This window comes from Bacillus sp. FJAT-22090 (assembly GCF_001278755.1).
In the GTDB taxonomy this organism is placed as follows: domain Bacteria; phylum Bacillota; class Bacilli; order Bacillales_A; family Planococcaceae; genus Psychrobacillus.
This window is the reverse complement of the sequence record NZ_CP012601.1, coordinates 2,136,224-2,157,207: the sequence shown is the minus strand read 5'-3', so window position 1 is coordinate 2,157,207 and position 20,984 is coordinate 2,136,224. Positions and strand designations below refer to the sequence as shown.

The window sequence follows — 20,984 nt, the reverse complement described above, 5'->3', positions numbered from 1 at the left end:
TAAGAGATTATTCGGTTTTTTAATTTTCTGAGGGGAAGTTTCTATGTTACCCTCCACTGTAGATGAAAAGCGAATCAACGGTTAACTTAGATTGCCTCTGAAAGAGTATTTCCAGGATGTACGCCTTACAAGCCGCAGGAGCGCGAAGAAGGAGACCCCGTAAGGGATGTGGGAGCTACGAAGGAGCAACTCATCCTGCGGAGGCTCATGCGTAGCGTGCGGCAAGCGTACATCCGTGTCTCTGCACTATAAGATTTTGAAACACATTCTATTTAGCACATCATAAATCATTAACAACTATAGCCTTATTTAAAGAAAGAAGGTGCACTTATGTCTTTACGAATTGTAACTGGACGAACTGGTTCGGGTAAAACAAAGTTTATGCAACAAGAAATCATTGATATATTACAAAAGGATTCTATCGGAGAACCATTATTTTATATAGTGCCGGACCAAATGTCTTTTTCTAGTGAATATTCACTTGCAGCTGATTCAGGACTTCCAGGGTTAATACGTGCACAAGTAACGACTTTTAAACGATTAGCTTGGCGAGTACTACAAGAAACTGGTGGAATCGCAAAAGAGGAAATTAGCGGATTTGGTTATCGTATGCTAATTCGCAGTTTACTAGAGGAAAATAAAGAACAATTTAAGTTGTTTAACCGTGCAGCTACAAAAAGAGGATTTACCGATCAAATTGAGGTGCTTTTAAAGGAATTCAACCGTTATTGTTTAAATTATGACACAATGTCTAACTTGTTAAATGATTTAGAAAATGTACAAGCACCTCAAACATTGATTGATAAATCATCAGACCTAGTCATGTTGCTTGAACTTATGGAGCAAAAGTTAGGCACGAGCTATATTGACGGAGAAGGATACTTGATGTTGCTAGCGCAAAAAATTAAAGATTCTTCGCTTCTCGCAACCTCCGAAATTTATATTGATGGATTCACTTCGTTTACTCCTAGGGAACTAGAAATAATCCAAGAGCTGATGAAAAAAACAAAACGTCTTACGATTGCTTTACCAATGGAGTCACTAGCTGATGCTCTTGATGAGCAATCTTTGTTTTTCCAACCGGCTAATACTTGTCAAAAGTTGTTAGATATCGCATACAAAGAAAATGTAGAAATTGAACCGACAGAGCACCAAACAGAACAAAAACGTTTTGAATCGATAGAATTAGCCCATTTAGAAGCAAATTTTGACCAGCTTCCACCACAAGTAATAGGGACAGAAGGAAATCTTCATGTAATAGAAGCTGCAAATCGACGAGCAGAGGTTCATGCCATTGCGAGGAATATTCGTGTTCTCATGCAGCAAAATGATGTTCGATATAAAGAGATGGCAATTTTACATAGAGATTCGGAAACTTATGAGGGACTAATAGAAACTATTTTTGCTCAATATGATATTCCGGTTTTTATTAGTCGTAAGAAACCAATGCTACACCATCCGCTTATTGAACTTAGTAGATCTGCCTTGGAGATAATTCGCTCGGATTGGAAATATGAGTCTATGTTTAGAGCGATTAAAACTGATTTATTTTTCCCTTTAAATGCTTCCAAAAGGGAATGGAGAGAGCGAGCAGATCGATTAGAGAATTTCGTATTATCTTTTGGAATATACGGAGATAGATGGTTTGATGAAAAACGCTGGATTTATAAAAAGTATCGAGGTCTTGAATTTTATTCAAAAGTACAAACAGATGAAGAATTAAGTACTCAAGCAGATATTCATGCTGTGAGAGATATAGTGGTTAATCCTTTGAAGGTTCTTTCTGAACAATTGACAGTTAGTAATACCGGCATCGATATTGCTACAGCTTTATATACTTTTATGGAGACATTACAAGTTTACGATAAATTACAAGTATTAAAGCAGGCAGAAGAGGAAGAAGGTCAATTATTGCTTGCTACAGAACATGAGCAGGCGTGGAATGAATGGGTGGATGTGTTAGACCAATTCGTTTTAATGTTCGGAGAAAAAGAGATGTCACTGGAGGAGGCCTCCAAAATATTAGATGAAGGCTTTGATCAATTAGCCTTTTCAAGGATACCTCCTACCTTAGATCAAGTAGTCGTTGCAAGTGTTGACATAGGACGAGTTGTGAATATGAAGGCTACCTTTGTTATCGGTGTAAACGATGGGATCTATCCAAAACGTATGGATCATGAAGGACTACTTTCCGATATGGATCGGGAGTGGTTTAATCATATCGGATTTGAACTTGCACCAAGTTCTAAAATGCGCTTGCTAGATGAAAATTACTTAGTCTACAAAGCTTTTACTGGAGCATCCAACTATTTATTTGTATCGTATCCAATAGCAGATAGCGAAGGAAAGGCATTGCTTCCTTCCATGTATATTAAGAAGCTTCAGCAAATGATTGATAATCTTGAGGTAGAGTTAGCAGTTATGGATTCAAGTGATTCAACGAATGCTGTTGTTGATCTATCAACCATCAGTCATCCACGTACTACGTTACCGTATGTTGTCATGCAGTTGCGTGAAGCACTGAATACAGGCAAGTTATCGGAAGTTTGGCAAGCAGTGTATAGCTATTATATGGATGATCCGTATTGGTCTAAACTAATGAAACGAATAACACGGCCTATGATACATGGGAATAAAACCGAAAGACTTTCACAGGATATGACATCTGCTCTTTATGGAGAAACAATTATTTCGAGCGTTTCAAGAGTAGAAAAATATTACAGCTGTCCATTTGCCCATTATGCATCATATGGATTGAAGTTAGAGGAGCGGGCTGAATATCATTTGGAGCCGCCGGCAATGGGTGATTTGTTTCATGCGGCATTAAAATGGATATCAGATGAAACAAACCGTTTAAATATTATGTGGGGAGATTTATCAAAAGCGCAATGTATGAAGCTTGCTAAACAAGCGGTAGATCACATCGTACCGGTATTTGTCCATCAGCTTTTGTTAAGTACAAATCGATATCGATATATTCAACGAAAATTAGAGCAAATCGTAGCTTCTACACTTATTGCATTAAGTAAACACTCAAATGTTTCTAGCTTCGTTCCTATAGCTGTTGAAGCAGGATTCGGTCCTGGAGAAGCATTGCCCGCATTAGGAATACCACTAAAAAATAGACGAAAAATGCAATTACGAGGCAGAATTGACCGAGTGGATGCAGCAAACATAAATGGGAATATGTTTGTGCGAATTGTCGATTATAAGTCTTCTAAAAAAGGGATTGATTTGAACGAAGTGTATCATGGTTTATCACTGCAGATGTTAACCTATTTAGATGTTGCAATCGCGAATGCACCAAGTTGGTTACAAGAGGATGCTGAGCCTGCTGGAGTGCTATATGTACATCTTCATAATCCTTTTATTCAATCTAAAAAAGAGATGGCAGAAGCTGAGTTGGAAGAAGCAATTTATAAATCTTATAAAATGAATGGCTTATTAATAGACGATTCAGAAGTCATTATGGAAATGGATGAGCAAATGGATGGCTTTTCAAAGGTTATTCCAGTTCGAATAAATAAAGATGGGAACTTATCCAAATCCTCATCAAAAGTAGTAGATACCGAAAATATGAAACTACTTCAATCATTTGTGCGTAAAAAACATGAACAGGCTGGAAATGGTATGAATGCAGGGGATACACGTGTATATCCATACCGTCTCAAGGATAAAATGCCATGCCAATATTGTTCGTATCAGAGTGTTTGTCAATTTGACCCACAAGATCCAGAACAACCAGTACGATTGCTTAAAGTAGAGCAACCTGACGTGGTGGCTGAAAAAATTAGAGAGGAGATGGGGACTAGTGAACATTCCTAATATGCCAGCAGAATTAACATGGACACCAGAGCAATGGAAGGCTATTTGGGCTAGTGGTTCTGATGTGCTTGTCTCTGCTGCCGCAGGTTCAGGGAAAACAGCTGTGTTGATTGACCGACTTATTCAAAAAGTGATTGCAAAAGAAAACCCGATTAATGTGGACGAATTACTTGTTGTGACTTTTACAAATGCTTCAGCTGCGGAAATGCGTCATCGAATGGGAGAAGCTTTAGAAAAAGCTATTGCAGAAGACCCATCATCGACTCATTTGCGCAAACAACTTAGCCTATTAAATAAAGCCCAAATTTCAACGCTTCATTCGTTCTGTTTAAATATAGTACGTCAATATTCCTATATGCTAGATATTGATCCAGGTTTTCGCATTGCTAACGAAACAGAAGCAGCCTTAATGCGTGATGACATTCTAGCGGAAGTATTGGAAGAGGCATATCATGTAGACAATCCAGAAGCCATGTATCGATTATCAGATAGCTTTACATCTGACCGAGATGACCAGTCCATTGAATTAATGATTGAGAAGTTATATACCTATGCGAGAGTACATCCAGAACCAAAAAAATGGTTACAAGAAATACCAAAAGCATATACATTAGATGAGTTGATTACGATAGATGAGTTATCCTTTATTGAACCTTTGAAGCTCTCCATTGTTCATCAATTAGAATCGGCTATTGCTGTAACGGAAGAAATTCGTAAACTAGCGAATTTGCCAAATGGACCTGCTCCTCTTGCTGAAACAGCGATGAATGATCAAGGAATGATAAATGAAGCGATATCATTAATGAAAATTGGCTCATGGAAAGATGTGTACTACTATTTTCAAAACATTTCCTGGGGAAAAGCTGCAACTATCAGAAAAGATTCTTGTGACGAAGCATTAAAAAAACAAGCCGCTGAAAAACGAAATAAAGTGAAGAAAATTGTAAATGATTTAAAAGAAGATTACTTCGCTAGAACACCTGAACGTTTATTAGATGAAATGAGATTGATGGCTCCTCAATTAAAAACGCTCGTTGAGTTGGCAATCACATACGGAGAACGTTACACTGCAGCTAAAGATGACAAAGGACTTGTCGATTTTTCCGATTTAGAGCATTATGCTTTAGAAATATTAAGCGAACGTCAAGAAAATGGGGAGATTGGGCCATCTGCAATTGCAAAAGAGTATCAATCCCGTTTTAAAGAAGTATTGGTAGATGAATATCAAGATACAAATAGACTTCAAGAAACAATCTTACAGTTAGTAAAAAGCGGTAATGAGCAAACGGGAAATATGTTCATGGTTGGTGATGTGAAACAATCCATCTACCGCTTCCGATTAGCAGAGCCAATGCTGTTTTTAGGGAAATATTTAGCTTTTGATTCACTTCCTCTTAATTCTGGAGTAAAAATAGATTTAAATGCAAATTTCCGAAGTAGAAAAGAAGTACTCCATGCAACGAATTATATTTTCCAGCAAGTTATGGGGGAAAGTGTTGGGGAGATCAATTATGATGACTCAGCTTCTTTAAAACCACAGGCTCCTTATGATGAAGCAGAAGCTGCAGTTGAACTTGCTCTTCTGTATGAAGTAGAAGATGGAAGCGCGGAAGTTGATGAGGAGGATGGAGAAGACGAAGTAGCGATTGCCGAAGAAGATTTAAAGAAATCGCAAGCTGAAGCACGTTATATTATCTCTAAAATTAATGATTTAATGGATTCTGGTGCAACTGTTTTTGATCCTTGGAAGAAAAAAAATCGTCCCGTACAATATAGTGATATTGTTATTTTAATGCGTTCTATGACATGGTCACAGGAAGTAACAGATCAATTCAAAGAAGCGGGAATTCCGTTATATGCTGAGCTTTCCAAAGGTTATTTTGAAGCAATAGAAGTGCTGATAATGTTACATACACTTCGAACGATTGATAATCCATACCAAGATATTTCACTAGCATCCGTACTTCGCTCTCCATTTGTAGGATTAACGGAGACAGAGCTTGCTTTAATTCGGTTGGCTGCTCCAAAAGAACCTTTTTATGAAGCTCTAAAGGTCTTTGTGTCAACAGGGAAAGATGGTATTTCTATTGAAACAGAAGAGAAACTACAACGATTTTTACTCCAGTTTGAAGATTGGAGAAACTTAAGTAGAAGAGGATCGCTAGCAGACTTGATATGGCGCATTTATTTAGATACCAATTACTATGAAATTGTTGGCTCCATGCCAAATGGAAAGCAGCGGCAAGCGAATTTGCGTGTCCTTCATGATCGTGCAGTGGATTATGAAAAGACTTCATTTAGAGGTCTCTTTCGATTTTTACGTTTTATCGATCGAATGAGGAAGCGTGGAGATGACTTAGGAGCAGCTCGAGCTATTAGTGAAAAGGAGAATGTCGTTCGAATGATGACGATTCATTCTTCAAAAGGATTAGAATTTCCAATTGTCTTTTTAGGAGGAATGGGAAGACCCTTTAACCAGATGGACTTTAATGAGAATTATTTATTTGATCAATCGTTTGGTCTCGCTGTAAAAGCAATTGATCCTGACAAACGTATTTCCTTTACTTCATTACCATTCTTGGCGATGAAAGAAAAGAAGCAAATGGAGTTAAAAGCTGAAGAGATGCGTGTATTGTATGTAGCAATGACTCGAGCTAAAGAGCATTTATTCCTAATTGCTACTATAAAAGATTTGGCTAAGACCCTAACAAAATGGGAGGATGCTCAATCGATTTTACCTGGAGAAATGCTACCGGGGTATATACGGGCTAAGGCAAAAAGTTATTTAGACTGGATAGGTCCTGCTGTAGCAAGGCATGCGGACTATAAACAAATTGCTGACATAAATGAAGTAAATATAGTTGAAAGTGACTCAAAGTGGAACTTTGTCACAAAATGTATAGATGAGTTAAAGATTCGCTCAGAAGTAGAAGCATCCGAAAAAGTGTCGTTGGATACACTTTTGAACAAAGACATATCATCTATATTGCCGACAATTCAGCATCGTTTTGAAACTGCTTATCCTTTTGAACTTTCTACACATAAGCGTTCTAAACAAACAGTTAGTGAAATTAAAAAGATACAACTGTTAGAAGAAAGAGAAGAGGAGGATTACTTCCAAATGGGTAATACACTTGGCAAAACGAATCGAGTTGCAAAAAGACCATTTTTCCTTCAAAAAGAAGAAAAATTGACGGGAGCAGAAGTAGGAACAGCTGTGCACGCATTTATGCAAAATGTAGATTTAACCAATGTAAAAAGTGCAGAACAAATACAAGAATTTGTGGAGACACTTGGTCAAAGAGAAATTCTTACAAGAGCTGAGCAAGCTGCCATCAATCCAAAGAAAATGGTTCCATTCTTTCACTCAGAAATAGCAAATAGATTAATACATGCGAAAGAAATTATGCGCGAGTTTCCTTTTACTTATGCATTAAAAGATGAGGATGGCGATAGTCAAATTATTCAAGGGGTTGTAGACTGTCTCTTTCAAGAAGAAGACGGACGCTGGGTGTTATTAGATTATAAGACAGATCGTGTCCAGCACTTAGTATCTAATGATACTAACTTACTTGAAGAAATGAAAAATCGTTACAATATCCAATTATCTTTATATGCACAAGCAATAGAAGCAATCATGAAAATAGAGATAAAGGAAAAAATACTTTATTTATTTGATATAAACAAAACAGTTAATTTATAGGGGGAAAAAAATTGTTGATTCGTCCAACAGAAGTGAAAGAACGAGTAATTTCGATTGATGTAATGAGAGGGTTTGCGCTACTTGGTATTTTCATTGTAAATATGTTGTTCTTTCATTCTCCATATATCTACATTAATCCTTATACTTGGTTTCATCTACCTGGAGATTATGAAACGTATAAATGGATTGATATTTTTGTGCAAGGCAGTGTGTATCCGTTATTTGCTATGTTATTTGGTTACGGACTATCCATGCAGTTTATGAAATCACAGGAACGTGGAACTTCCTTTGCAAAGTTAGCAGCTCGTAGGCTGTCTGTGCTACTTTTAATCGGATGTATTCACGCATTCCTTATTTGGTCAGGGGATATATTAATCACCTACGCACTTGCAGGATTTGTCCTTTTATTGGTAATTCGATTAAAGCCTATTTGGTTAATTATCATCAGTGCAGTATTGTTCATAATTCCGAATGGCTTATTAAATGGTTTGTTATATTGGATGGGAAAATTCGATTCGGATAGTCTTATTATTTTTACAGGAATTCAAGAAATTGAATCCTCTATAGAAGCGTTCTCACAAGGCTCTTGGTTGGAAATTTTTGATCAACGTTTAGCAGATTGGTTATATATGACACAATATGGATTAATCATTTTAGTTATGTTTTTTACGATTGTACCGTTTTTGTTAATCGGGGCAGCCGCTGCAAAACTAAAATTAATTGAACGTGCACGTGAATTGAAAGTATTTTGGATTGTGACCATCCTTATAACACTGATAGGTGGTACTGTTATTAAATGGATACCTTTTATGAAAGAGGCAAATCTGTTTACTATGTCTGTACAAGATATATTTGGCGGACCATTGCAAGCAATTGCATATGGTGGGATTCTTGCACTTTTATGCACAATTCCCGTAATGCAAAGGTTATTCTCACCTTTTGCCAAAGCAGGTAGAATGTCAATGACCATCTATTTAATGCAATCGATCATTGCAACAACTATATTTTATTCTTATGGGTTTGGTTTATATGGAAGAATTGACATTCAAACAGGTACTTGGATGGCTATTGGCATATATCTCTTACAGCTTGTATTTGCCGAACTATGGTTTATGAAATATAAGCAAGGTCCAGTGGAAGCATTATGGAGAAAACTGACTTATCCAAATAATTTGTCACAAAAAGATGAAAACAAAGTAAATTTGTAATAGACTAGGAATATGATTCAAAACTATTTGAAGGAGTGTCAACATAATGAAACTATTATCATACCGATTAAATGATAAAATTTACTTCGGACCAAAAGTAAAAAAAGAAGAAGCAGTTTGGGATGTACTAAGTATTCAAGAGACCCTTCAAGTGTTACCAAGTTTCCCTAAGACAATTGTCGAAGGTGTTAGTCTTGGGATAGATTTTATGGAACAAATTAGAAAGCTAGTAGAAGCAGCTATGCAAAGTGAAAATCCAGACGGCTTTAAACGCCAATTTACAGAAATCGAGTGGTTATCTCCTATTCCACGGACACCAAAAAATATTATGGCAGTTGGTAAAAACTATGCGGATCATGCAAAAGAAATGGGTGGAGAAGCAAATACGTTTGTTGTTTTCACTAAAGCGCCAACGGCAATTGCTGCTGATGAACAAACTCTTTCTGTACATGCTGATAAAACTTCCTCTTATGATTACGAAGGTGAGCTAGCTATTGTCATTGGGAAAAAAGGAAAAGATATTCCGACTAAGCTTGCATTTGATTATATATTTGGTTATACAATTGCCAACGATCTTACAGCACGAGATATTCAAAAAAATCATCAACAATATTTCTTGGGGAAAAGTTTGGAAGGCTCATGCCCGATTGGACCATATGTTGTAACAAAAGATGAAATTCCAAATCCGCAAGAGCTAACGGTTGTAACGAAAGTAAATGATGAAATTCGTCAAAATGGAAAAACCTCGGATATGGTATATTCAGTGGAACAAATTATTTCTGACATCTCTAAAACAGTTACCCTAGAGCCAGGGGATATTATTTTAACAGGAACTCCTTCAGGGGTTGGCAATGGTTATAATCCTCCTAAATTTTTAAAATCAGACGATATTGTGAAAATTTCTATCGAAGGAATTGGAACTCTAGTAAACAAATTCGAGTAAAAAATCGGCAAAAATGGTAAGATAGAAATGTAAATAAATTGTCGAGGTGAAATAATGGATTTCTTAGCATCAACACACTTACACATTACAACATGGGTACTAGCACTAATCTTGTTCTTCGTTGCATTAGCAGTAGCTAATCCAAAAGTGGTTCAAATGATTTTGCGTTTAGATTATTTATTAATTTTATTAACTGGTATTGCGCTATTTATGAAAGGTATGGACTATGGTCAAGGAATGCTGTATGGACTAAAATTTATAGCAGGGTTACTTGTCATTGGAATGATGGAAATGACATTAGCGAAAAAGAAAAAAGAAAAACCTTACACAACGTTTCTTGTCTTGGTCTTTGTATTTTTCTTCATCGCGCTTTTCCTAGGATTTAAATTACCAATGGGCATAAACTTTCTAGCATAAAAAAGAAGGAGCTTTCATATATAGGAAGCTCCTTTTCATGTAATGAAAGAGAAGGAAGTGGGCGGAAAAATGCTAGGTATATCCTTACTATTATTTGTCATACTACTTATGCTTTTATTCGTTATCGCTTCCTATTTTATCTCGAAACAACAAAAAATGGGTGATAAAGTAGGGAGTGAATTAGATCACACTCACGAAAGTATTATTCATTTAGTTAATAAAGAGTAGATGACATATTGGTAGTGGCTATTAGTGGTAATTATCTAGATTACTTAATGAGAGGGACGTGACGTAGTCACGTCCCTTGTACATTTGTGAAAAGCGGAGGAATAATAAGCGTAACAGAATTTAGGTTACTGAATCATTTCTTCCTTAAATGCCACAGCATAATTTGATAGAGTAGAGTAATTATTGCTATTTTAAGACACAGTTTGGACGAATTATTGTTTAAATTTTGGACTTATACGTATAAACAATAGCGATTAAAACTTAGCTTTGATAAAATAACGTTGATATATTTTAATCATCAAGCTTCAGATACAAATGAGCTAAATACAGCATTGGTGAGAAATTGCAATAATAAATCTTGAATGCTAGTTGCTGCTTAAGGTGTCTACTGCTTTTCTAAACAGAGGAGGACTTTACTTGAATGTTAAAAAGTTGCTTGTTACCGGAATAATAATGTTTGGTTTAATGGTAACAACATCTCAAAATATACATGCTGAAGAAACAAATTCTATACATAATGAAAGTATTTATGATCTTTATGTGGATCGCTATTTTAATAAAACTTCAACAAATGATTTAAATGTGAATCCAAAAGATTCAAATGCTTTTGCAGGTGGAGACTTTCTAGGTGTAATGGAAAAAATGGACCATATTAAAGATATGGGTTTTACCATTATTTCAATTGGTCCAGTTTTTGCGACGGAAAGATATGATGGTAAGCGTGTACTAGATTTCAATGAGCTTGAGCAAAGATTTGGTACCCAAGAGGAATTTCAACAATTAATAAAGTCAGCACATAAAAAAGAAATTAAAATTATGATTGAATTTCCTTTAAACAATTTCAGTGAGAATCATATTTGGAATGCAGACCCTGCTAAAAAGGATTGGATTCTAAAAGCAGAAGATGGCGTTATGCAAGTAGACTTGAACAATACAGAAGTTCAGAAGGCATTAATTGATACGATTGTAGACTTTACGCAACAATATAATATTGATGGGGTGAAGTTTTCTCAATTAGATGGTGCTCCGACTTCTTTTATAAACGATATGATTTCAGCAATAAAGGAAGTTGATCGTTCGATCTATGCTATTTCATTGGAAGAATCAGATGCAAATTTTGATACGAAGTACTCGGAAGATTTGCTTATAAACTTTAGAGACGCTTTTAAAAATACGGATATGCCGTCAGAAGGAATTGCTTCTACGGAGTATAACGATTTGTTAATGATTGATCACTTAAACACTGAACGGTTCACTTATTATAGTGCCCTTGAAAATATGTTTCCGCCAACTCGTATTAAAACAGCAATTGGGGCAATTCTTACAATGCCTGGAGTTCCATATATGAGCTATGGTACTGAAATCGCTATGAACGGTCAAACTGAACAAGAAAGTCATCAAATTATGAATTTCCGCGTGGATGAAGATATAATGGAGTATTTCAAAGATATAAACTCTATTCGGAACAAGTCAGAAACACTTCGGACAGGAAAAACAGAACTACTAAAAAATGAGGATGGTTATTTAGTATTTAAGCGATATTCAGATGAAGAAACATTTATAGTAGTTGTTAACAATACAAGTAGTACTCAACGAATTGATTTATCAAGTGATGTCGTTGGAGAAAATGTAGAGCTACGAGGTATCTTCGAGAAAGATTTAGTTCGTCCTGCTAAGAATGGGGATTATCGATTAGTGCTGGATCGTGAAATTGTGGAATTATACCAAGTAACAGACCGTAAAGGTTTAAACACTTCTTATATAATAGCTATGGCAATTGCCTATTTATTATTTATCGCGTTTTTAGTTATTGTATGGAAAAAAGGAAAACAACGTAAATTGGATAGCAAATAAAAAAAAAGAAGTAGACTAGATTTAATGATGTCTACTTCTTTTATATTTCACTACTTTAATTGTTTTCTGGGAAGTTTACATGTAATGGAGGTGGAACTAACCAACCTTTACTTTTGTTTAGTCTAAGTACTTTAGCTCCAAATTGAGCTTTATTTGCATGGAATTGTCCATACATCATTCCTATATCTTCTCTAATTGACATTCCCATCGCCTGACTACAAGCAACTAATCCAGCAGCAACATCCTTAGCTAATGCAGCACTTATTTCCGGATCATTGAATCTAGCTCCTACAGGAATGTCTTCCAATCGTGCAACTGGGCGAGCAGGGGGAGCAGGGGGAAGACCAATTGCATTTACTTTTAGTATTCTATCTAATTGCTTGTTTTCCTCTTCCATACCCTGAATAGCTTCTTCTACTAACTTTTTTAGGTCATCATCACCGGTATGATTATAAAATGTTTGGTAGGCTGCTATCAACCCGTTGTTGGTGGCAAGATTTGTCCAAATTCCGAATACCTCACCGTAATGTAATGGTTCATCTTTAGGATTACCACTTAAAATACCCATTTTTCCTCTCCTTATTGAAAAAAGATTCATGAATTTCTTCACGTTTATTTATTATGTGAAGAATCAGCAAAACTATTCGAAAGAAAGAAAAAGACGAGATTCTACATGAATTAGAATCTCGTCAAAATAATTATTATGAAAGTTTGTTTAAAAAGAATAAGGCCAATGTACCGGGACCAACATGAGCTCCAATAGTAGAACCAATGCGATGAATTTCAATACTTTTTGGATGGAACTGTTCTTCTATTAACTGTTTTAGTTCAAGTGCTGTTGCTTCGTCATCTGAGTGACTAATTGCAATAGTTTGTGCAGCTAATGTCTCACCACGTTCACCCATTACTTCGATCATTCGCTTAATAACTTTTTTACGTCCGCGAATTTTTTCAATTGGTACAAGTTTACCATCCTCCACATGAAGAAGAGGTTTAATATTAAGAAGTCCACCAATAAAAGCACTTGCTTTGGAAACTCTTCCGCCTCGAGCCATATAATCTAAGTCTTCTACTGTAAAGAGATGCTCCATATGTTTAGCTGTAAACCTAATTTTTTCTTCTACCAATGATAGGTCTAAGCCCTCATCTCTCAATCGCACCGCTTCTTTTACTAGCAGTCCATAACCGAGAGATGCACATTTTGAGTCAATTATAGTTAATTTTAACTCCGGATATGTTTCTAACAACTGCTCACGCATCATCACTGCTGTACTATATGTTCCAGATAACTCTGAAGAGAACGCAATGTATAATCCTTCTTCACCCGATTTTGCAAGTTCTTCAAATAGTCTTAGAAAAAGTTCAGGTGAGGCTTGTGAGGTTTTTGGCTGTTTCCCAGCGCGAATTGCTGCATACACCTCATTCGAATCAATACCAATCACATCTTCATATTCTTGATCATCAATATGCACTCTAAGCGGTGCTAATACAACATTATGTAGCTCATAAAAAGATTTTGGCAAGTCACTTGCACTATCAGCAAATAATCTCATTTCCATCCCCCTAATTTTAGATATTTAATTTTAATCTATCTTTTAAAAATTCTGCGATACCATCTTCATTATTCGTTAATGTAATTTCATTTGCAATATTCTGAAGTGGGGATATAGCATTTCCCATCGCAACACCAACCCCTGCATATTCAATCATTTCCAGATCATTGTCCTCATCCCCAAATGCGATGATATTTTCTTTAGAAATATTTAAATACTCAGAAACATGTTTTAATCCAACAGCCTTGTTTAAACCGTTACGAATAATTTCAATAACGTCCCAAGGTGCACCCCATCGACGCTGATCGATTACCTCTGCGTGTACATCTTGTAGATGTTTACGTACTAAGTCGACAGAATCATCTTCAGCGTGAATCAGTAAACTTGTAGGATCAGTTTTTAAAAAGGTACGTAAATCCCCCGTTGTAATATGTGGATTACCAAGAGCGAACGCAGATATCATTTTTTCATCATGATGATGTAAGTATACATCGTCTAGAACTTCGGCCAGCATATTTTTTATCGAATAGTTTTGAACTGCCTCTACTACTTCTTTTACAACATTCAAATCAATTGGTTTATGTACAGTATTCCAAGAAGTGTCCATCGGATGATGAACAAATGCACCATTGAAATTAACGATTGGAGTATTTAATCCTAGTTCTTTATAGTACATTTCACTTGATCTATATGGTCTACCTGTAGCAATCATTACTTCATGACCTTCGTTTTTTGCTTGTAAAATCGTTTTTTTAGTTTTATCTGATATTATTTTTTCATCTGTTAGTAAAGTGCCATCTAGATCCAACACAATTAAGTGACGTTGCATATAAAATTCTCCTTTCCTTCTATTGTAAAGTGTATCCTTTTCATGAATAAACGTCAAAATGAAATAACGGCTCTTTTGTAAATTCCAATTTACTTTGTTAATATAATATTAAATAGGGGAGGCGGTTCTTAAATGATTGTACAATCGGAAACTTGGGGAAATATACCTCTACTTCATATATATAACGAACAGACGAAGATTAATTCTCCAATTATAATCTTTTTACATGGTTTTGAAAGTGCAAAGGAACATAATTTACATTATGCTTACCAACTAGTAAATGCAGGTTGTCGAGTGATATTGCCAGATGCACATTTACATGGCGAAAGAGATGAAAATTTAGATCAAGTAGAAATAAGTCTCCGCTTCTGGGAAACTGTTTTGACTTCTATAGAAGAAGTAGGAAAATTAAAACAGGAATTAAATAATAGAGGCTATGGGAACGAACAAAAAATAGGGGTTGCTGGCACGTCCATGGGAGGAATTACAACACTTGGATGCTTAACAGCTTATCCATGGATTGATGCTGCAGCAATAATGATGGGTACACCTGGATATGTTCAATTAGCAAAGGCTCAAATCGAACAATTCGAACAAAAAGGATTTAAAATTCCTTTGAATTCGGAAGAAAAAGATAATATGTTCCAAACATTATCTACTTTCGATGCTTCTATACATATGAAGAATCTAGAAAATAAACCCCTATTCTTTTGGCACGGAGTAAAAGACCAGGTTGTTCCTTTTGAACCGACTGCATATTTTATTGAATCTTAAAAATGAAAATTTAGTATTTATAAAAGATAAATCAGCCGGGCATGCAGTTACCCGAAAAGGATTACTTGAAGTAACGAAATGGCTAGCAAACAATTTGGCTTAAAGAACGTAGTTTGTTATGATGAAATAAAGTGTCAGGGAGGTTTTATAAAAATGGATCAAGATATGAAAGACAGTATGATGGGTGCACTAGAAAACGTTATTGACCCTGAGCTCGGTATTGATATTGTCAATTTGGGTTTAGTATATGATGTTGATTTGACAGATGAGGGGCTCGCAACCGTAACAATGACTCTTACTTCCATAGGATGCCCAATGGGTCCGATGATTGTGGATCAAGTGAAAACAGCACTTGGCGAATTACCTGAAGTAAAAGAAACAGAAGTAAATATAGTTTTCAATCCACCATGGTCAAAAGAAAATATGTCACGATATGCTAAAATTGCATTGGGAATAAGATAATAAGAAAAGGAGCTGTCCAGAAAGTCATAATAATGACTTTTAAGGGCAGCCTCTTTCTTTGTAGCTTATATTTAAAAAGTGCGTTATACTATATGAGATTTCATAACAGTAAGTGAACGACAAGTTGTTCACATATTTGATTTTTATTTTAGACCCGTTAATTTCCGTTCCAGGCGGACGCGTTCCGCCGGCATGGCTTCAGCCGCTTCCCTCGCTACACTCAGTCCAGGGTCTTCAGCTCATGCTATTCCGGCTGGAGTCGCCACCTTCCACTCCAATCAACTATTATTCGCTTTTCAATTAGAAAACCATCATGCCATTAATAGAGCAAGTTTTTATCACTTAAATTTTTCCAATTAGTATTTTTTGAAAATCGTTGAAAAAGGCGACACTCCTGCGGGAATAGCGTTAGCCGAAGACCCCGCAGCACAGCGAGGAGGCTAAGGCAACGCCCGCGGAAAGGGAGCCGATTCAACGATTTTCTTATTTATTGGACGACATTATTTAGTAAAGTCAAATTTTTTTAGACTTTTTCAATGACCTCACTACGCTCCATGCGGAGTCTCGGACTGTCTCGCTTTCCCGCAGGAGTACTCTAGGGACTTTTTGGACAGCTGATTTTAATCTATTCTGCATATGTGTAATGGACAGTTATCGCATTCAATTTCTTTACGTAAATAGTCCAAATCGTGAATGGTTATAATACCTTTTTTAAAAGTAACAATTCCTGATTTTTTTAAATCATTTAACATTCGATTCACAACTTCTCGACTAGTTGCACAAAAATTTGCTAATTCTTGATTCGTTAAGTGATGTTCAATAACGATACTTCCATCTTTTTGAGGAATTCCATACGTATTGGTAAGTCGTATTAAAGTAGAAAAGAGTGCTCCTTTTTTTCCGTGTAACAATAAATCTCTAAATCTCGTTTCATTCTTTAAATGATTTATTTGTACAATTTTCATCCATTCTTTCATAAGGGGAGGGGAAGACGTTAAAAAATTTTCCAGTTGTGTTCTTGAAAGAGCATATATTTGCGTTGGCTCGATAGCGTGTGCAGATACTGCATGATATACAGTTTCACAAAAAACGGATGTTTCACCGATAATACTTTCAGGTCCGGTAATTTTTAAAGTAAATATTCGCCCACTCTCCGAATCCTTCGTAATTCTAACATATCCAGAAACGATATAATACACTTCATCGGATCGTTCTCCTTCATTAAAAATAGGGCGATCCTTTTCAATTTTCATAATGGAACCAAATTGGTCAAATAATGAATTTATACCTTCAAACAAAGGAGTATTCTCGCTCATTAATAATCACAACCTTTCCATCTGTATAACAATAATAGCATATTAACCCTATATACATAGGTAAAATCGCTTTTCTTTACAAATAATAAAAGAAAATATTATAATTACATTAGTCAAAAAAGGTCAAACTATTTCAAAAGGAGATGGTTGGGTATGCAAATGAAACAACAGGATGAAAAAAGTCCATTAGAAACTTATGGACGCAATTTAGTGACCGCAGTAAAAGAAGGAAAAATGGACCCTGTTATCGGAAGAGATCAAGAAATACGGGATGTTATTCGTATATTATCTAGAAAAACAAAAAATAATCCTGTCCTAATTGGAGAGCCAGGTGTTGGAAAAACTGCAATTGTGGAAGGTTTGGCGCAACGAATTGTACGAAAAGATGTACCGGAAGGACTAAAAGAAAAAGAAATTTTTGAGCTAGATATGAGTTCTTTAATAGCAGGTGCAAAATATCGTGGAGAATTTGAAGAGCGTTTACAAGCTGTTTTGAAGCAAGTTAAAGAAAGTGATGGACAAATTATATTATTTATAGATGAAATCCATACAATAGTAGGTGCTGGAAAATCTGACGGTGCAATGGATGCGGGGAACATGCTAAAACCAATGCTTGCTCGTGGAGAATTACATTGTATCGGAGCAACCACTTTAGATGAATACCGCCTGTATATTGAAAAGGATCCGGCACTTGAAAGAAGATTTCAACAAGTGCTTGTTCGAGAGCCTTCTGTCGAAGATACAGTATCCATTTTACGTGGATTGAAAGAGCGCTTTGAATTACATCATGGTGTGCGCATTCATGATAGAGCTATTGTAGCTGCTGCGGAATTATCAAATAGATACATTACAGAACGTTTTTTACCCGACAAAGCAATCGATTTAGTAGATGAAGCATGTGCAATGATTCGAACAGAAATTGATTCAATGCCCCAAGAGCTAGATGAAGTAACACGAAAAATGATGCAGCTTCAAATTGAAGAACAAGCCTTAATGAAAGAAAAAGATGCTGCCAGTCAAAAAAGACTTGAACAGTTACGCCAAGACCTATTGGAATTAGAACAATCTACAAGTGACATGCGAAACAAATGGAAACAGGAAAAAGAATCTATTCAGGTCATTCAACAAAAAAGAGAAGAACTAGATCGATTTAGAAGAGAACTGGAAGAAGCAGAAAATAAATATGATTTGAACAAGGCAGCTGAGCTACGGCATGGGAAAATACCTTCATTAGAAAAAGAATTGCAACAATATGAACAACAAATTAATGATCAATCTGATGTTCGCTTGTTACGTGAAGAAGTCACTTCAGAAGAAATTGCTTCTATTGTATCAAGATGGACAGGAATTCCAGTAACGAAATTGGTCGAAGGAGAAAGAGAAAAACTCCTTCGTTTAAAAGAGACACTTGGTGAAAGAGTTGTTGGACAAGATCAAGCAGTGCAATTAGTAACTGAAGCGGTTTGGCGTGCAAGAGCCGGGATAAAGGATCCTAAAAAGCCAATTGGTTCCTTCTTATTTTTAGGTCCAACAGGTGTAGGGAAAACGGAACTTGCTAAATCGTTGGCTGCGAACCTGTTTGATTCGGAAGAGCATTTTATACGTATCGATATGTCTGAATATATGGAGAAACATAGTGTTTCTCGTTTAGTTGGAGCACCTCCAGGATACATTGGGTACGAAGAAGGTGGCCAATTAACAGAAGCAGTTCGTCGAAATCCATACTCTGTCGTACTATTAGATGAAATAGAAAAAGCTCATCCAGATGTAGCGAATATATTATTACAACTAATGGATGATGGACGTATTACAGATAGCCAAGGAAGAATAGTTAATTTTACAAATACGGTAGTTATCCTAACTTCTAATATTGGTTCACAATATCTTGGAAATACGACTGGAGTCATCGGGGAAGAAGAAGAAAGTCTTGTAATGGCAGCTTTAAGGGAACATTTTAAACCTGAGTTATTAAACCGCTTAGATGACATTATCATGTTCCATTCTTTAACTATTCATCATTTTGAAAAAATCACTGAAAAATATGTAAAACAGCTACAAAATCGTGTTCAAGAACAAGAGATCAATTTACAAGTAAATCATGAAGTGATTAAGTGGATCGTGGAAGAAGGTACAGACGCAGCTTTCGGAGCAAGACCGTTGAAACGTTTTATACAAAGAAATTTAGAAACTGCTGTTGCAAAATTATTAATCGCTGGTACGGTTCTTCCAGGAAGTACAATTGTAGCGACCATTGAAGATAATCAATTAATGATTAAATAAGAAAAGAGCTCCCATACTTTGGGAGCTGTTTTTATTGGTTTAAAGACATTATAACGCATACAACCTGGAATTGCGCTGCCGCACGCCACCATAGTCTAGTAGCAATATAGCTCCGAATTTGAATCTTCGGGAGCATACAAAATAAATAGAAATTCATATCCTTTAACTGATTCTTATGTTTTTTAAGAGGGTTACGGATAGACAATAGCCATAAACCTACCGAAAAAAGAGGAGGCTCGTGAAACAGTCACGAGCCTCCTCTAAAAAACACGGTAAGCACTATTGTGCTTTTCTTAATGATGTTCTGGTGTTGCTACTGGATCATTTGGAAGGATTGCAGAAATAAGGATAACCAAAATTGCAACCGGGATTGACATGATTAAGCCGTTGTTAAGATCAAATTCTACGTTTTGTACAGAGCTTACTACGTAATTTAACATAGAAACTAGTATTACGGACCATACAAGTGTCATAATATATTTCATTTCATTCACCTCAAGCTATTTTTACTATGTTAATCATATCATAACCCTTCCTAATTCAAAAGAATATTTACGATTTCAAACTATGTTGTTGAAAAATGTTCATATATTCGGTATTATTATTACCAGGTACTAATAATAGATTATAAGAAAAGGGGAACTTTCGTGAATGCTGGAATAATTGGTTTAGGAACTTATTCACCTGAGCATATTTTAACTAATGCAGACCTTGAGAAAAAAGTAGATACATCCGATGAATGGATTAGAACTAGAACTGGTATAGAAGAAAGAAGAATTGCAGGAGAGGAAGAAAACACTTCTCATTTAGCGTATAAAGCAGCAAAAGAAGCAATCGAGAATGCTGGAATATCTCCTGAGCAAATTGGTCTTATTCTTGTTGCAACAGTTACACCTGATCAACCGTTTCCAAGTGTTTCCTCCATGTTGCAATATCAGCTAGGTGCAACAAATGCAGCGGCAATGGATCTGTCTGCAGCTTGTGCAGGATTTATATATGGGTTGGTTACTGCAAAACAATTTGTAGAATCTAATGCATATTCACATGTGTTAGTAGTAGGAGTTGAAAAACTTTCTAAGATAACAGATTGGGAAGATCGAAATACAGCTGTGTTATTTGGTGATGGAGCAGGAGCTGCAGTTGTGAGTAAAGTATCAGAAGGACGAGGAATCTTGTCATTCGAGCTTGGCGCAGATGGTAGTGGTGGTAAGCATTTATACCAAGATGGACCTTATCTTGCTATGAATGGTAGAGAAGTATTTAAGTTTGCCGTTAGACAAATGGGTGAGTCTGCAGTTAATGTAACAGAGAAAGCCGGTTTAACAAAAGAAGATATCGATATGTTAATACCACACCAAGCAAATATTCGTATAATGGATGCTTCAAGAGAAAGATTAGGACTCCCTGTTGAAAAAATGTCTAAAACAATCCATAAGTATGGAAATACATCATCAGCATCTATTCCACTGTCATTAAATGATGAAGTTAACAATGGGAAAATAAAAGATGACGATATCATAGTGATGGTAGGTTTTGGTGGCGGATTAACTTGGGGTGCTATTACATTAAAGTGGGGAAAATAATAAATGAAC

Annotated in this window: 16 protein-coding genes; 11 read left to right on the top strand and 5 right to left on the bottom strand. The window is 36.0% G+C overall.

All coding sequences use genetic code 11. The features are described from left to right. The first annotated feature begins 330 nt into the window (after positions 1-330). From addB to AM499_RS11000, 7 genes are all read left to right on the top strand, one after another. The gene (gene addB / locus AM499_RS11030) at positions 331-3,825 is read left to right on the top strand and encodes a helicase-exonuclease AddAB subunit AddB (RefSeq protein WP_053590263.1); all 3,495 of its coding nucleotides are present in this window, start codon (positions 331-333) and stop codon (positions 3,823-3,825) included. 1 nt (position 3,826) lies between these two features. Continuing rightward, the gene (addA, locus tag AM499_RS11025) at positions 3,827-7,528 is read left to right on the top strand and encodes a helicase-exonuclease AddAB subunit AddA (protein WP_053592169.1); all 3,702 of its coding nucleotides are present in this window, start codon (positions 3,827-3,829) and stop codon (positions 7,526-7,528) included. A gap of 11 nt (positions 7,529-7,539) precedes the next feature. After that, on the top strand, positions 7,540-8,736 hold the full coding sequence (locus AM499_RS11020) for a DUF418 domain-containing protein (RefSeq protein ID WP_053590262.1): 1,197 nt from the start codon (positions 7,540-7,542) through the stop codon (positions 8,734-8,736). A 46-nt stretch (positions 8,737-8,782) separates the two neighbouring features. Further along, positions 8,783-9,679, top strand: coding sequence for a fumarylacetoacetate hydrolase family protein (locus AM499_RS11015; RefSeq protein ID WP_053590261.1), 897 nt, complete (start codon positions 8,783-8,785; stop codon positions 9,677-9,679). Between the two features lie 54 nt (positions 9,680-9,733). Further along, a complete protein-coding gene (locus AM499_RS11010; protein ID WP_053590260.1) occupies positions 9,734-10,096 on the top strand; it encodes a DUF1516 family protein in 363 nt (120 codons plus the stop codon). Positions 10,097-10,138: 42 nt separating this feature from the next. Continuing rightward, positions 10,139-10,324 carry a hypothetical protein gene (locus AM499_RS11005; RefSeq protein ID WP_053590259.1) on the top strand — a complete coding sequence of 62 codons (186 nt, stop codon included), beginning with the start codon at positions 10,139-10,141 and terminating at the stop codon, positions 10,322-10,324. A gap of 417 nt (positions 10,325-10,741) precedes the next feature. Then, positions 10,742-12,178 carry an alpha-amylase family glycosyl hydrolase gene (locus tag AM499_RS11000; RefSeq protein ID WP_082355244.1) on the top strand — a complete coding sequence of 479 codons (1,437 nt, stop codon included), beginning with the start codon at positions 10,742-10,744 and terminating at the stop codon, positions 12,176-12,178. 55 nt (positions 12,179-12,233) lie between these two features. On the opposite strand, the gene AM499_RS10995 is transcribed toward AM499_RS11000, so the two are convergent. The 3 genes from AM499_RS10995 to AM499_RS10985 form a co-directional block, all read right to left on the bottom strand. Further along, a complete protein-coding gene (locus tag AM499_RS10995) occupies positions 12,234-12,746 on the bottom strand; it encodes a DUF3231 family protein (RefSeq protein ID WP_053590258.1) in 513 nt (170 codons plus the stop codon). Positions 12,747-12,879: 133 nt separating this feature from the next. Further along, positions 12,880-13,731, bottom strand: coding sequence for a DegV family protein (locus tag AM499_RS10990; protein WP_053590257.1), 852 nt, complete (start codon positions 13,729-13,731; stop codon positions 12,880-12,882). Between the two features lie 16 nt (positions 13,732-13,747). Beyond that, positions 13,748-14,560 carry a Cof-type HAD-IIB family hydrolase gene (locus AM499_RS10985; RefSeq protein ID WP_053590256.1) on the bottom strand — a complete coding sequence of 271 codons (813 nt, stop codon included), beginning with the start codon at positions 14,558-14,560 and terminating at the stop codon, positions 13,748-13,750. Between the two features lie 132 nt (positions 14,561-14,692). Here AM499_RS10985 and AM499_RS10980 point away from each other — a divergent pair, with 132 nt between their 5' ends. Both AM499_RS10980 and AM499_RS10975 read left to right on the top strand, forming a co-directional pair. Further along, entirely contained in the window at positions 14,693-15,334 is a 642-nt protein-coding gene (locus AM499_RS10980; protein WP_231687440.1) for a prolyl oligopeptidase family serine peptidase, read from the top strand. 153 nt (positions 15,335-15,487) lie between these two features. Then, positions 15,488-15,796, top strand: coding sequence for a metal-sulfur cluster assembly factor (locus AM499_RS10975; protein WP_053590255.1), 309 nt, complete (start codon positions 15,488-15,490; stop codon positions 15,794-15,796). 620 nt (positions 15,797-16,416) lie between these two features. On the opposite strand, the gene AM499_RS10970 is transcribed toward AM499_RS10975, so the two are convergent. After that, the gene (locus AM499_RS10970; RefSeq protein WP_053590254.1) at positions 16,417-17,112 is read right to left on the bottom strand and encodes a Crp/Fnr family transcriptional regulator; all 696 of its coding nucleotides are present in this window, start codon (positions 17,110-17,112) and stop codon (positions 16,417-16,419) included. A gap of 153 nt (positions 17,113-17,265) precedes the next feature. Here AM499_RS10970 and AM499_RS10965 point away from each other — a divergent pair, with 153 nt between their 5' ends. Beyond that, positions 17,266-19,392: an ATP-dependent Clp protease ATP-binding subunit gene (locus AM499_RS10965; protein ID WP_082355243.1), complete on the top strand. Its 2,127-nt coding sequence runs from the start codon at positions 17,266-17,268 to the stop codon at positions 19,390-19,392. Positions 19,393-19,685: 293 nt separating this feature from the next. On the opposite strand, the gene AM499_RS10960 is transcribed toward AM499_RS10965, so the two are convergent. Continuing rightward, positions 19,686-19,877 carry a YjzD family protein gene (locus AM499_RS10960; protein ID WP_053590253.1) on the bottom strand — a complete coding sequence of 64 codons (192 nt, stop codon included), beginning with the start codon at positions 19,875-19,877 and terminating at the stop codon, positions 19,686-19,688. A gap of 162 nt (positions 19,878-20,039) precedes the next feature. Here AM499_RS10960 and AM499_RS10955 point away from each other — a divergent pair, with 162 nt between their 5' ends. Then, on the top strand, positions 20,040-20,975 hold the full coding sequence (locus AM499_RS10955) for a beta-ketoacyl-ACP synthase III (protein WP_053590252.1): 936 nt from the start codon (positions 20,040-20,042) through the stop codon (positions 20,973-20,975). Positions 20,976-20,984: the final 9 nt, after the last annotated feature.